At 58.4% G+C, this 14,025-nt stretch carries 12 protein-coding genes and 1 pseudogene; 9 read left to right on the top strand and 4 right to left on the bottom strand.

Annotation, left to right across the window (positions count from 1 at the left end; all coding sequences use genetic code 11):
- Positions 1 to 42 precede the first annotated feature (42 nt).
- Both hflK and hflC read left to right on the top strand, forming a co-directional pair.
- A complete protein-coding gene (gene hflK / locus ACP4CD_RS06120) occupies positions 43 to 1,041 on the top strand; it encodes an FtsH protease activity modulator HflK (RefSeq protein ID WP_426993935.1) in 999 nt (332 codons plus the stop codon).
- The gene (gene hflC / locus ACP4CD_RS06115) at positions 1,038 to 1,991 is read left to right on the top strand and encodes a protease modulator HflC (RefSeq protein WP_426993934.1); all 954 of its coding nucleotides are present in this window, start codon (positions 1,038 to 1,040) and stop codon (positions 1,989 to 1,991) included. The genes hflK and hflC overlap by 4 nt, the downstream gene beginning before the upstream one ends.
- Before the next feature lie 206 nt (positions 1,992 to 2,197).
- Here the strand turns inward: hflC and ACP4CD_RS06110 are convergent, their stop codons facing one another.
- Positions 2,198 to 2,692: a YchJ family protein gene (locus tag ACP4CD_RS06110; protein ID WP_426993933.1), complete on the bottom strand. Its 495-nt coding sequence runs from the start codon at positions 2,690 to 2,692 to the stop codon at positions 2,198 to 2,200.
- A gap of 174 nt (positions 2,693 to 2,866) precedes the next feature.
- Positions 2,867 to 3,247 carry a metallophosphoesterase family protein gene (locus ACP4CD_RS06105; RefSeq protein WP_426993932.1) on the bottom strand — a complete coding sequence of 127 codons (381 nt, stop codon included), beginning with the start codon at positions 3,245 to 3,247 and terminating at the stop codon, positions 2,867 to 2,869.
- 160 nt (positions 3,248 to 3,407) lie between these two features.
- Here ACP4CD_RS06105 and tnpA point away from each other — a divergent pair.
- Positions 3,408 to 3,846 (top strand): annotated as a pseudogene (tnpA, locus tag ACP4CD_RS06100) (IS200/IS605 family transposase).
- 50 nt (positions 3,847 to 3,896) lie between these two features.
- Here the strand turns inward: tnpA and ACP4CD_RS06095 are convergent.
- A complete protein-coding gene (locus tag ACP4CD_RS06095; RefSeq protein WP_426993931.1) occupies positions 3,897 to 4,160 on the bottom strand; it encodes a hypothetical protein in 264 nt (87 codons plus the stop codon).
- 143 nt (positions 4,161 to 4,303) lie between these two features.
- Here ACP4CD_RS06095 and ACP4CD_RS06090 point away from each other — a divergent pair, with 143 nt between their 5' ends.
- Entirely contained in the window at positions 4,304 to 5,527 is a 1,224-nt protein-coding gene (locus ACP4CD_RS06090; RefSeq protein WP_426993930.1) for a M20 aminoacylase family protein, read from the top strand.
- Positions 5,528 to 5,556: 29 nt separating this feature from the next.
- Entirely contained in the window at positions 5,557 to 6,255 is a 699-nt protein-coding gene (locus ACP4CD_RS06085) for an SDR family oxidoreductase (RefSeq protein ID WP_426993929.1), read from the top strand.
- Positions 6,256 to 6,330: 75 nt separating this feature from the next.
- Here ACP4CD_RS06085 and ACP4CD_RS06080 read toward each other — a convergent pair whose 3' ends face one another.
- Positions 6,331 to 6,894 carry a hypothetical protein gene (locus tag ACP4CD_RS06080; protein ID WP_426993928.1) on the bottom strand — a complete coding sequence of 188 codons (564 nt, stop codon included), beginning with the start codon at positions 6,892 to 6,894 and terminating at the stop codon, positions 6,331 to 6,333.
- Positions 6,895 to 7,345: 451 nt separating this feature from the next.
- Between ACP4CD_RS06080 and ACP4CD_RS06075 the strand changes: the two genes are divergently transcribed.
- From ACP4CD_RS06075 to ACP4CD_RS06060, 4 genes are all read left to right on the top strand, one after another.
- The gene (locus ACP4CD_RS06075) at positions 7,346 to 9,247 is read left to right on the top strand and encodes an SEFIR domain-containing protein (RefSeq protein WP_426993927.1); all 1,902 of its coding nucleotides are present in this window, start codon (positions 7,346 to 7,348) and stop codon (positions 9,245 to 9,247) included.
- A 6-nt stretch (positions 9,248 to 9,253) separates the two neighbouring features.
- Complete coding sequence (locus ACP4CD_RS06070) at positions 9,254 to 10,258, top strand: AAA family ATPase (protein ID WP_426993926.1); 1,005 nt, start codon at positions 9,254 to 9,256, stop codon at positions 10,256 to 10,258.
- 193 nt (positions 10,259 to 10,451) lie between these two features.
- Positions 10,452 to 13,133 carry an SUMF1/EgtB/PvdO family nonheme iron enzyme gene (locus tag ACP4CD_RS06065; RefSeq protein ID WP_426993925.1) on the top strand — a complete coding sequence of 894 codons (2,682 nt, stop codon included), beginning with the start codon at positions 10,452 to 10,454 and terminating at the stop codon, positions 13,131 to 13,133.
- A gap of 49 nt (positions 13,134 to 13,182) precedes the next feature.
- Entirely contained in the window at positions 13,183 to 14,004 is an 822-nt protein-coding gene (locus ACP4CD_RS06060; RefSeq protein WP_426993924.1) for a formylglycine-generating enzyme family protein, read from the top strand.
- Positions 14,005 to 14,025 lie beyond the last annotated feature (21 nt).

Here is a 14,025-nt window from a genome sequence, read left to right as displayed (position 1 = left end):
AAACTCCTTTGAGAATCGTAGCCGAGACTATGGAGGTCCGCCGTGAACGATGCCAAAGTGATATTCGAGCGTTTTCCCAGCGAATGGCCGGTGCCGCCGTTGGTGTTGGCTGTAGCGGCCGTGCTGCTGATCGGGGCAATGATGTCGTTCTATACGATACCGGCCGAATCCGAAGGCATCGTGCTGCGCTTTGGGCAGTATATCGATAAAGTCCCGTCCGGTTTGCACGCCAAACTGCCGTTCGGCGTCGATCAAGTGATTACGGTACCGACCCAGCGCCAACAAAAACTGGAGTTCGGTTTCGCGACGCCGGGCTATTCCAACCCCGATCAGGCTGGCGATCAGCCGGCGCTGGAAAAATCGATGGTGACCGGCGATCTGAATTCGGCGTTGGTCGAGTGGATTGTCCAATATCGGATTACCGATCCGGTGAAATATTTGTTCGACGTGCGCGATCCCGGTCAAACCTTGCGCGATTTGTCCGAAGCGGTGATGCGCGAGGTGGTGGGCGACCGTACCGTCGACGAAATCATCACAATCGGTCGCCAGGAAATCGAGGAAACGGTGCTGAACCGCACTCGGGAATTGGCCGACCGCTATCAACTCGGCGTGTCGATCAATCAGGTGCAACTGAAAAACGTCAACCCGCCGGTGCCGGTGCAACCGTCGTTCAACGAGGTCAATCGCGCTCAACAGGACCGGGAAAACGCGATCAATCTGGCCAACGGCGAGTACAACAAGGCCGTGCCGAGGGCGCGCGGCGAGGCGGACCAAGCGATACGCGCCGCCGAGGGTTACCGCTTCAAGCGGATCAACGAGGCGGAAGGCGACGTTGCCGCGTTTAACCAAGTGCTGGAACAGTATCTTAAGGCGCCGGAGGTGACGCGCACCCGGATTTACCTGGAAACCTTGGGCGACGTACTGCCCCAGTCGCGCCAGCAGATCATCGTCGATGACAGCGTCCAGCAAATCCTGCCGATGCTGCCGTTCGCCGAGGCCAAGGCGGCGCCGGCCGCCGCCACGGGCGAGGTGGCGCCATGATGTCGCGCGTGCTGGCGATACTGTTGGCGGTGCTGGGTTTTGTGTCGACCTTTCGGGTCGATCAGACCGAGCAAGTCATACTGACCCAATTCGGCAGCCCGGTCGGCGAGCCCATCGCCAAGCCCGGACTGCACTTCAAATTGCCGTTCGTGCAGCAAGTCAACAGCTTCGATAAACGCTATCTGGGTTGGGACGGGCCGATGGTGGAAATGTCCACCAAGGACAAGACCTATGTGCAGGTGCATACTTTCGCACGTTGGCGTATCGCCGACCCGTTGCGCTACTACTTGCGGCTACGCGACGAACGTAGCGCGCAGTCGCGGCTGGAGGACATTCTTGGCGGCGAAACCCGCACCGCGATCGCCCGTCACGAGTTGATCGAAGTGGTGCGTTCGGACAAGGACCGCAAGCCCTTGCAGGACGAGTCCTTCACCGGGCCGTTGACCGGCGAGGGCACGTTGGGCGTGCTGCGTCCGATTCGGGTCGGCCGGGCGGCGATCGAGAAGGATGTGTTCGAGGCCGCCGCGCCGAAACTGGCCGAATTCGGCATCGAGTTACTGGACGTGCGCTTCAAGCGCATTAACTACAACCAGCAAGTGCTGGAACGGATTCATCAACGCATGATCAGCGAGCGTTTACAAATTGCTCAGCGTTTCCGTTCGGAAGGCGAGGGTGAGGCGGCGCGGATCAAGGGTAACAAGGAACGCGACATCAACGAAATTCAGTCCGCCGCCTATAAGCTGGTGCAGCAAATTCAAGGCGAGGCGGACGCCAAGGCCACCGAAATCTATGCGAAAGCTTACGGCCAACGCCCGGAAGCGGCCGAGTTTTACAAGTTCTCGAAAACGATGGAAACCTACCGCAAGGTCATCGACGGCGATGCCAGCCTAGTGCTATCGACCGGCGGCGATTTGTACGGGCTACTGAAACGGCCGGATAAGGGGCGTTAGATTACTCGGGCAGTCCATTGTCGATATGCCCTCTATACCATCTGCTGGGTTTGCCGCTCGACCCGGCCTTTAAAAAAGCCGTTCGTCTGTCGAAGGGCGCGCCAGCCTGAGCTTGGCCGAACTCGGCCGAACGAAATACCCGTGGTCGATTGGGCTGGGCTGATAGACAAAATCCCTCGGCTGAACCCTGCGTGCGGACCGCGGATTTAGCGGCCGCAGCAACGCTTGAATTTTTTGCCGCTGCCGCAAGCGCAGGGCGCGTTACGGCCGGTGTCGGTCGTGATGCCGACTCGGCCGGCCGCCTTGATTTTGCCGTCCAGGTAATACCAGCGGCCGCCGGTTTTCACGAAGCGGCTGATTTCGTGCATGAAATGGTCGTTATCGTCCTGGCGGTAAAACGCCTTGAATTCGACGATGCCCTTGGCGTCGAGTTCGCCGCCTTTCTTGGTGTCCACTATCGTCAGACTTTGCCAATGGGCGCTTTCCTTGGAGAAGTCGATGTCGGGCGGCCGAGTTTCGGCGGCCCAGGTGTCCAGCAAATAGGCGGCGTTTTGGCCGGCGTAGGCGGTAAAGCGGGAGCGCATCAGCGCGGCGGCGGTTTTGGGCATTTGCCGGCCGTCGTGGAAGGGCTGGCAACAGTCGGCATAGCTCAAGCCGGAGCCGCACAGGCAAGTGGAATTCTCGGTGTTCAATGTGATCATGGCCTGATTTTACCCGAGTTTACCGGCGCCGGCCGATGCTCGATGCGCGACGCGCGGTGGATCAGCCGTTGGCGCGCAGCGCGTTGCGCAATGCGTAATAGGCCTCCTGCCCCCTGCGTCAGAATAGTTGTCGCCTCAAATTTTTAGATCCCTTTAAATTTGAGATAAAACATGCTAGGGCACGATTAACGCATCCAGATCAATTTCGCCTGCGCCATTACGTCCCGTTTGGCCCACCACCGTGGTGTCGAATAAATCCAATAACGGAGAAGACGCTTCCAAGCGACCGGGCGAATCATGATTGCCGGCAATCATTACCACCCGCAAGTGAGGCGCCGCTTCGCGTGCCACCTGCAGAAACCGGTATAACTGCTTCTGTGCCGCCGCCGACGGGTTGGCGTTATCGAAAATGTCGCCAGTCACCAGCAACGCATCGACGTCTTGCTCGCGCAGTTGCACGAGTAGCCAATCGAGAAAGCATTGGTGTTCAAAATGTCGGTCAAAGCCTTTGAGCGAATGGCCTAAATGCCAATCGGAGGTGTGGAGAATTTTCATAGAGGGCCTAGCAATCAAGCAAAACCAGGCTTGATATATTTAACCAAAAATGAGAAATCCCCCGGCTTAGCCGAGGAGACAGCAGGAGTTTGACATTTAGAGGAGTCCATCAGGAAACTCGAGAGCGTGAGCCGCCAAGCAAACGCAAGAGGAGAACCTGATGGACGAGAACGAAAGCTTAAGCCACTCGAAATGGGAGTGCAAATATCACGTTGTGTTTATTCCGAAATGCCGTCGCCGAACGCTGTATAGGGCGTTGCGCAAGCATTTGGGCGAGGTGTTTCGAAGGTTAGCGAGCCAGAAAGAAAGCCGAATATTGGAAGGGCATTTGATGCCGGATCATGTGCATATGTCCGATGTTGATATCGATTCCACCGAAATATGCGGTGTCGCAGGTGATTGGCTACGTCAAAGGGAAGAGTGCGATTCACTTGGCCCGTGTTTATGGTGAAAAGAAGCGGAACTTTGTCGGTCAACATTTCTGGGCGCGAGGGTATTTTGTTTCGACGGTGGGCCGGGACGAAAGGATGATACGGGAGTATATCCGTCATCAAGAACAGGAAGACCAACGAATCGAACAAATGAACCTTTGGCAATGAGTCGCCGCCTATTGGCGGCTAAAGTTAAAGGGCCGCGTTAGCGACCCTATTTACCGCTTTGAGCGGTTCACAACATAAAGCCCCCGGCTTTGCCGGGGGATATTTACTGTTTTGCCGAAGATTGCCTGGTGCAGCACCGTTTCGTTCAGCCAATAATTTCGGATCTTTACACCGACTGGCGCCGCCAATTCCACCAAGTCACGTTTCGCGGCTTGCTCCGGGTTGGGATTGCCGTAAACTACTTCGAGCTTGACGCTTTCCCGCGCCAGGTTTTCCGCCAACAGTTCGAATAACCTGAGCCGGTAGTGCGGCATCGTCGGGACGGCGATAACCACGTGGTAGCGGTGCGAGTCGGGCATGATCGGTAATCCGTGGCGGAGAAGCATGGGGTTCGTCGAACTGATCGGTCGAACCAATTCGACCGCAATAATAGTGCTGTTCAATAGAGTCGTAAAATATGAGCGAAAATCTTCCGCCGTTAGCCAGCACCGTTCCGGAAGGGGCGATTCCCGAGATCGTCGCTGCGTTGGACCGGATTCAGAGTTGGCGCCGCGACATTCACGCCCACCCGGAATTGTGTTTCGAGGAGAGGCGTACCGCCGAGCTGGTGGCGGCCAAGTTGAGTGAATGGGGCATTCCGGTGTATCGGGGTTTGGGTAAGACCGGTGTGGTCGGCGTTATCCAATCGGGCAGCGGCGATAGTGCGATCGGCCTGCGGGCCGACATGGATGCTCTGCCGATGCAAGAGCTCAATGGCTTTGCCCACGCCTCGCAATATCCAGGCAAGATGCACGCCTGCGGCCACGACGGCCATACTGCGATGTTGCTGGCCGCCGCGGAATATCTGGCGCGGCACCGCGATTTCGACGGCACCGTCTATCTGATTTTTCAGCCCGCCGAAGAAGGCGGCGGCGGTGCCGATGCGATGATCAAGGACGGCGTGTTCGAGCGCTTTCCGATGCGGGCGGTGTTCGGCATGCACAATTGGCCGGGCTTGGCGGTCGGCGAGTTCGCGGTCGGCGCGGGTCCGGTAATGGCGTCGATGAGCCGCTTTAAAATCGTCGTGCACGGCAAGGGCTGCCACGCGGCAATGCCGCATTTGGGGCTGGACCCGGTTCCGGTCGCGGCCCAGTTGATTACCGCCTTCCAGACCATACTGACCCGCAACGCCAACCCGCTCGACAGCGGCGTGATTTCGGTGACGATGTTGAACGCCGGCGAGGCTACCAACATCATTGCCGACCGTTGCGAACTGGCCGGTACGGTCAGGACTTTTTCCGCCGACTTGCTGGACTTGATCGAGGCGCGGATGGCGCAATTGGTCGAGCATACTTGTTTGGCCCACGGAATGACCGGCGACTTCGAATTTCAGCGGCTATATCCGGCCACGGTCAACGAACCGGAGGCGGTCGAGCAAGTCAGGCAAGTCATGATTGATATGGTCGGCGAGCGGCGGGTATTGCCGCAGGTGCCGACGATGGGCGCCGAAGATTTCGCCTTCATGTTGCAAGTCTTGCCCGGTTGTTATTGCTTTCTGGGTAACGGCGACGGCAATCATCGCAGCGCCGGTCACGGCGCGGGACCTTGCACGCTGCACAACGCCAGTTACGATTTCAACGACGACATACTTGCGCTTGGCGCCAGTTATTGGGTTAGGCTGGCGCAGGCGCAATTGGGCTGACTCTATCGCTTTTAAATTTGGGAGATTTTATGCAAACCGTGTTGATTACCGGCGCCAATCGCGGCTTGGGATTGGAGTTTTGTAAACAGTATTCGGCGGCCGGTTGGCGGGTGCTCGCGGTTTGCCGATGCCCTGACGATGCCGAGGCATTATTGACGCTGGCAGCCGATTCGGATCGAGTGAAAGTGCTGGCGGCGGACATCGCGGACTTTGGGCAAATCGACGCGTTGGCCGCCGAACTACGTGGCACGCCGATCGATGTATTGTTGAACAATGCCGGCGTCTACGGCGACCGAAGCGGCCATGGATTCGGCAATCTGGATTATTCCACCTGGCTCGATACGTTGACGATCAACACGCTGGCACCGGTCAAATTGGCCGAGGCGCTGTTGCCCAATCTGCAAGAGGGACAGCGCAAACTGATCGTCACGGTCAGTAGTCTGATGGGCAGCATGACGGACAACACCAGCGGCGGCAGTATTTTGTACCGCTCCAGCAAGGCCGGCGTCAACGCGGCGATGAAAAGCCTGTCGATCGACTTGGCGCCGCAAGGTATCGGTGTGTTGATTCTACATCCGGGATGGGTCAGAACCGATATGGGCGGACCAAACGCATTGATCGATGCCGACGAAAGCGTTTCCGGCATGATCAACGTTATCGACGGATACACGCCGGCCCAATCCGGTAGCTTTCTGCGTTTTGGCGACGGTAAGGTCATGCCTTGGTAAGGCCGGATCAACGCCCCACAAAAAAGCCGGCTTTCGCCGGCTTTTTTGTGGGTGCGGGTGGTTTGTCGGCTGGCGTTACATGTCGCACTTGTGAGCGTCGCCGCAGCAATCCGCCATGTTACCGCCGTGGGCCGCGCAATGCTCCGTGCCGCATTGATGAGCGGCGGCGCCCTTGTGATGCGCGCAGTGCCCGGTATCGCAGGTTTTCGCGGCGGCCGAGGCGTGGTGGTCGCAATGTTCGGTATGGCATTGGTGGGCCGGGGCGTTTGCGTCTTGGGCGCAGTGTTCGGCGCAGGCTTTGTCTTTTTCAGCGGGATGATCGGCGCAATGTTTGGCGCAATCGTGATGAGGCGCTACATGGCTTTTGCAATGTTTGATGCAGGCTTTGTTTTTCTTGCCCTTGCTTTTGGCGCAATGAGCGATGCAGTCGTGTTCGTCGGTTGCGGCGTGGTGTTTATCGCAATGTTTGGGTTCGACGGCGGGCGTCGGTGTTGCGACCGGCGCCGCCTCGGTGGCCGCGGCGGGCGCTGCGACAACGGGTTGAGCGTTGGCTTCGGTGGCCGGTTTGCTGGCTTCGCAACCGGTCAATAACGTGGCCGCGGCCAAATTAACCAGCAATACGACATGGCTTATTTTCATTATTTTTTCCCTTTGGTGTGGTGTTAAAAGTGGCGACATTGTAGGCAGGGGAGGCAGAGTTGGCAAATTAAAGTATGTTATTTAACACAGTTTTATTTATGGCGGCGAAATTCCCAGTTGCGGCTACACGGTGCGGGGCGGGAGAGTGGGGGCAGTTTCGTATTGAGGTTATAGGTCTATGCGACTTTCATCCTTTTGCATGTTGTCCAACGCGGCTAAAGCCGCTCACACGCCGATCGGCGATATTCGCCGGGGCAAAAGTGGTCTCTGGCATTGGCTTGCCAATTGGCGCTATTGTCTGAGGATATGGTCGTTTGACGGGCTTTGGGTGGCCGCGAGTCTGGCGGACCAGGACCGATTTTGCTAGCATTCGATCCGAGTCCGCATTAACCGTCAACTCATCCGGCATCGCCGTCGGACCAAGCAAACACAACCGACAAAGGATTGGTACTTGGATCAACAAACCGCGCCCAAGGTATTCATCAGTTACAGCCATGATTCGCCCGGTCATGCGGCGGATGTGCTGGCTCTGGCTAACCAGCTATGCGAAGAGGGTATCGATTGCGAAATCGACCAATACCTAAACGGTGCGCCAGCCGAGGGCTGGATACGCTGGATGGAGCGGCAAATCGCATGGGCGGATTTTGTTTTGGTGATTTGTACCGAGACTTATCTGAAACGTTTCAAAGGCGACGACAGATTAGGTGGCAGGGGCGTGAATTTCGAAGGTTTGCTGATCAGCCAAACGCTGTACGATCAATTTCTGGAAAACACCAAGTTTTTGCCGCTGATACCGGACAACGGCAGCATCGATCACGTGCCGCTGATACTCAAAGGCGGCACGACTTATAGAATCCCGGCGGATTATCAAAAGCTCTATCGGGTATTGACCAATCAACCGGCGAACGTGAAGCCGGCCATTGGCCCGCGCATTGTATTAGCCCCTCAAAATGATCTTCCAAACGATTCTGTAAGGATGATCGCCCCGGATAACGAAACCACTCGGCGGAGCGGCTTCGGCCGCGATTCGGACAACTCCGATACCGGTAGTGCCGACGACTCTCAAAGTCAAAACGGCCAGCCGCCGAAAGCCGATCGAATTCGCGAAGCCGCGCAAGCAAACAATCACGACGTTCCACACCAGCGGCAAGCGCTCATCGACTTGCTGGCCGAGCAATTGCGGCGCCACGATTTGCAATCGTTGGTTGCCGATTACGCGGCTCGCATCAATGCAGGATTCAAAACATCCTTTTTCGATGCTAACACATCACGGGACTGCAAAGACTTCGCGGCCTATTTGGTCAACCAAGCGGACGACGAAGGCCGTCGGCGGCAAGTGTTGCATCTGCTGGACGCCCTACAAGATAGGACCGATCGCCAGGATGCGGAAGAGTTATTGGCCTATCTGCTACACACGTTGGTGCGCAAAGACGAGGCCAACGCCGACGCGATCAACCGCGTACCGTTCAAATTTACCCAAACCCTGGATTTGTTGGCCGCCAGCCGTCACAACCAAGCGACGATTCCCGATTATGCGCATGGCGAATTCAGCAACGGCTGTCGGAAATCCGATATTTTCGATCACAGCCATTATCAACCGCCGAGCGGCACCTGGAACATAGAACGCGAATGCCGGGAAATCGCCAAGGCTTTGTTGCGTAAACTGGCCGATCCGGCCGCGGAAAGCGAAGATGCCATGGGTTTGTTGCTTGGACGCTTGCGCCGGTATGACACATCCCCCAAGGACCGTCCTCTGAAAGGCATTTGCATCGATCAACAGTACTTGGACAAACACCCTTTCAGTAACGCCGATGTCGCCGAATATTTTCTGAAGCAGTTTGGTCGATACCTGCCGGTTTTTGTTTACGGCGACGGCAGGTCCGGCGACGAAAAAGAGTACCTGCACGTCAGCGAAAACGATATTCGCGGCATGTTGTTCGACCATGCAAAAGCCCATCAAAACAGTCAGGCCCCTGAACCAACCCCGCCACGGGAAACCAACATGAGCAATCCAGCGAATCCGATTAACGTCACGGTAGTCAACGCCAGCCCCGGAACGATTGTCGGCGACCATAACAGCCAAGTGATCGATAACAGTACCAAGCAAGCATTGACTGATGAGCTAGCCAATCTCAAAACGATAGCCGACCAGGACGATAGTATCGGCAAAAAACACTATGCCGAAATCGCCGCCGCCGCCGATGCGGTCAAATCCGAAATCGCCAAACCGCAAGGCGCCAATAAGACAGTGCTGGCCGCCGCCGCAAAAACCTTGGAGGGCTTTAAAAATATCGCCAGCATTACCGGCAGCATCGAAAAAATCAGTCAAATCCTTATTCCCCTGCTCAGTTAACAACTCATGACCGACATCAAGCGCCCCGACCCCGTCACCTATTATCTCCCGGCCGTCGGGACATGGCCCGAAAGCCATTATCTGCTGGACGGTCGCTGCCAGGACGCCATCCGCCTGGCCGAGGCCAGCGGCCGGCCATTGCTGGTGCGCGGTTTGCCGGGTACCGGCAAAAGCGATCTGGCGCGGGCGGCGGCGCAAATGTTCGAGCGCGCCTTCGTCTACGAAGTCGTTACCGCCCGTAGCGAGCCGCAGGAATTGTTGTGGCGCTTCGATGCGGTCGCGCGCTTGGCCGATGCCCAGGCCCAAGAACCCCGCGCCAAGGTCATCAGCCATTACATAGCCCCCGGCCCGCTATGGTGGTCTATCGATTGGCGGGGCGCTGAACAATGGCTAAGCGAACATGAAGTCCATGCGCAGCGGCCGGATGCGGAACTGACCGATCAATCAGGCCAAGTGTCTCAGCAAGCTCAACGCGCCCAAACGAAGGGCTGCGTGTTGCTGTTGGATGAAATTGATAAAGCCGACAGCGAATTGCCCAACAGTCTTTTAGAAGTGCTGGCCAACAGCGGATTCCGCTTGCCGTGTGCAGACGGTTACGAGGTCAAAGCCCGTCAGCACAAACCATTGATCATCATCACCACCAACGAAGACCGGGAATTGCCGGCGGCCTTCGTGCGCCGTTGCCTGGTGTTGCCGTTGGCGGCGGATGCCGATTTCAAGCAATGGCTCATCGCTAGGGCGCGCAGCCATTACCGCGATCCCGACGATACGTCCCAGGCCGGCGACGGCCGGCCGGCGATGGCACAAACCCTCCTCGAGCAAGCCGCGCAACGACTGATGGACGACAGAGCGCAATTGCGCGGCGAAGCCCATTTGCCGGGATTGGCGGAGTACCTGGATTTGTTGCGCGGTCTGGATAGCCTGGCGCGCAATGATCCCGCGCAACAACAACAGTGGTTGGATCGGGTCTGCGACTTTGCCTACCGCAAGAGCGCCTCGCTAAGCGCTTAGGATGTGGTTATAAATAACTCCCCTGTTTCGGGTTACAAGGATTTTCCCGTTCGTCCTGAGCTTGTCGAAGGATGGACGGGAAAATCCAGGCATCCACCGCGCCAAACCGTTCATGCTTCGACTAGGCTCAGCACGAACGGTTTGGCGGGAAAATTCATTTCGGGAAGTTATTTTTAGCGGAATCCTTAGCACCATGCGGATAGACATCGCCAACCAATCCGCGCTCGGCCGCGCCGATTTGCTGCAAATGCTGGCGGACCATAAGCACGCGGATAACGAACGTTTGCTGGCGCTGGCGGAGGTGCTGGGTTTCGAGTTTTCGCCGAAAAGCGTCAATGTAGATCCCGGTGTTGGGACTCTGACCGGAACCGGCTTTGAGAGTCACTTAATCTCAGACGGCGGGACGGCCCGATTACCGCGCGGCCTGTTCCGGCCCATGCATGCGCAACGCTTGGAACTCGTCGCCAGTTCCGAAGACTGGCAAAAGCCGGCGGCGGCCACCGACTACGGCGTATTGAGCGATGCCGACCAAGCGCCCTGGAACGCGGACGCGACCGCGCCGCCGTTTCAGCCCTTGGTGCCGTGGACCCGGCTGTGGCCGCGTCTGCATCAAACCGTCAGCTGGCGCCATTCGGCCGGCTTGGACGTGGTCAGCCTGACCCGGCAACTGGCGCAAGCCAAACCGGTCAGCCGCTTGCCTAGGCAAATCCGCCAATGCTGGCCGGCCAAACTGCATTTGATTCTGGATTTTTCCGACCGGCTGACGCCCTACTGGGACGACTGGCGCTGGCTGGCCGGCCATCTGCAGCCATTGTTGAGAGGGCGGTTAAGCGTGTCGCTGCTATACCGCGCGGACGCGGAACGGCTACACGCCTGGCCGGCGAGCGGCGGCAGGCAAACCCGGCCCTGGCCGAGCGCCGACAGCGGCGAAACCCTGTTGATCGCCAGCGATCTGGGCATGCTCGACGCTATCCGGCCCTCGGCCCGGTACCACTGGCAGCGGCGCTTGCAAGGCTTGCGCCGTCAAGACATCGCCTGTTTGATCGCCGCGCCGCTGGCGCACGGCCAATTGGTCGCGGAAACCGCCAATCTGATGCCCTTGCTTCGCCTCGGCCCCGATAACAGTCTGCGGCCTATCGCCAAATTGTCGCCGCAGCATCAAGCCGGCGCGCCGGACGACACCGACTCGGCTTACCGGCTATTGCTGATCTGGCTGGCAATGGCGACCCGCGCCGAACCGGCCTTGCTCAGGGCATTGCGGCTCAGTCTGCCGATGCAGGCCGATAACGCCGGCCTGGAAGGCGCGGTCTGGCTGGACGCCCGCTTGAACACCGCCGCCACCGCCTGCGCGGTCAACGAAATCGCGGCGGCCGAGCTGCAACGGCAGTTTTCCGGGCGTGAACCGGCGTTACAGCAACGCTTGCTGGACTGCCTGCGCGATTACCATGCCGGCTTGCCGCAAATGATTCATCATGAAGAAACCCTGTTGTGGTGCGGCCTGGTGAATGCGGAGTCGGCGGTACCCGAAACCGAGCACGCCCAAAATGCCCGGCGGTTTTTTCGTAAACTCACCCAAAGCCTGCAAACGCCGGATGGCGACCAGTACCAGCCGGCCGAACGGCATTTGCTGCTGAACATCGCCGACCATCATTTGCAGCACGCCGCCGCCAGCCTGGCCGGCGAGGATTACCTGAATCACTTATCGGTGGCGGTCAGCCGCCACCGGCCTTTGGATCGCCGGCCCTTGCCGGCTGTTTTGAATGGCGCGGATTGGCTGCAACGTCAACCGCCGATAGCCCCGCTAACCGTCGATCTGCTGTGGCGTCATGACGGCACGCTGGCGATGCTGGAGCGGACGACCGATGCCCCGGCCGAACCGGGCCGGCAACGCCTGTTAACCCTGAAACTGGATAGACCGGTTGTGCTCTGGTCGCTGCAATCGGCCGGCCAAACCCGGCACTATCGGCCGTGGTATTGGTTTGAGCAGCCTGTATTGGCCGATCCGCTGTTACAAGCGGCCGCGATACCATTCAGCGACCCAAGCGACCAACAACTTTGGCTGCATACCGGCCGCCGGGAAATCGCGATCAACCGTTTCGTCGCGCCGGCCTGGGCCAGCGAATGGGGCGTGGACGGCTACGGTTTGTATGCCGATTTACAGTTCGCATGGGTAACGCAGCGTTTCCGCTGGATAGAGCCGGGTAGTCTTTTGATGGGTTCTCCGGCATCCGAGCCGGAACGAGACGATAGTGAAACACAGCATTTGTTGACCTTGAGCCAAGGCTACTGGCTGGCCGACACCGCCTGCACCCAAGCCCTTTGGCAGGCGGTGATGGGCAAGAATCCCAGCCGTTTTAACGATGATCCTATCAAGCCGGTCGAAAGGGTCAGTTGGCACGATGTACAAAGTTTCATCGAACGGTTAAACCGGCAAGTCGGCGGACTGCAAGCACGGCTGCCCAGCGAAGCCGAATGGGAATACGCTTGCCGGGCCGGCACCGAAACCCCGTTCAGTTTCGGTGATAACATTACTCCACTGCAAGTCAACTACAACGGTGGCTACCCGTATGCCGGCGCTGAAAAAGGTGAATTCCGGGCAACCACGGTGGCCGTAAAAAGCCTGCCGGCCAATGCCTGGGGCTTGCATGAAATGCACGGCAATGTCTGGGAATGGTGCCGGGACGGCTGGCGATGGGATTTTGGCAGCGACGATGCCACCGACCCGCAGTTCGATCCGCCTGATCGGTACGATGCCCGAGTGTGGCGCGGCGGCAGTTGGCGCAGCCTAGGCGGGTTCGTGCGATCCTCGCGCCGTAACTGGAGCCAGCCAGACTCCGGTAACTTTGAGCTCGGTTTCCGTCTTGCCCTAGGTTGAAGGCGCTGTCCGGCCGCTACGCTAGCCACCAGTTACTCGAACAGACCGTATGAGCAACGACCACCACTTATTGCCCGCCAACTTTCCGCCGCCTTGGGCCAGCGCCTGGGGCGAAGATGGGTTCGGCTTGTTTGCCGAGTTGCATTATTCAGGCGTCATTCAGCGTTTCCGCTGGCTGTTGCCGGGCAGTTTTTGGATGGGATCGCCGCCGGACGAGCCGGAGCGCGAGCCTTGGGGTGACCGTAAAGAAACCCGGCACCGGGTGGGCTTGAGCCAAGGCTACTGGTTGGCCGACACCGCCTGCACCCAAGCCCTTTGGCAGGCGGTGATGGGCGAGAATCCCAGCATTTTTAACGACGATCTCGTCAAGCCGGTCGAAATGGTTAGTTGGCACGAGGTGCAAAGTTTCATAGAACAGTTAAACCGGCAAATCGGCGGATTGCAAGCACGGCTGCCCAGCGAAGCCGAATGGGAATACGCGTGCCGTGCCGGCACCGAAACCCCGTTCAGTTTCGGCGACGCTATCAGCCCAAGACTAGTCAACTACAACGGCAATTACCCCTTCAATAACGGCGAAAAGGGCGAATATCGGGCAGCCACCGTGGCGGTAAAACGCCTGCCGGCCAACGCCTGGGGCTTGTACGAAATGCATGGCAATGTCTGGGAATGGTGCCGGGACGGCTGGCGGGAGGATTTGGGCTGCGACGATGTTACCGACCCGCTGTTCGATCCGACGGATCGGGACGTTGCGCGCGTGTTGCGCGGTGGTGGTTGGTACGACGACGGAGGGGACGTGCGTTCCGCAGTCCGTAGCGGGGACCAGCCTTTCGATCGTGACCACGGCATTGGTTTCCGGCTTGCCCTAGGTTGAAGGCGCTGCCCGGCCGGGTGG

Source organism: Methylomonas stagni (assembly GCF_050154735.1).
Lineage (GTDB): Bacteria > Pseudomonadota > Gammaproteobacteria > Methylococcales > Methylomonadaceae > Methylomonas > Methylomonas koyamae_A.
This window is presented reverse-complemented; position numbering and strand designations above follow the sequence as displayed.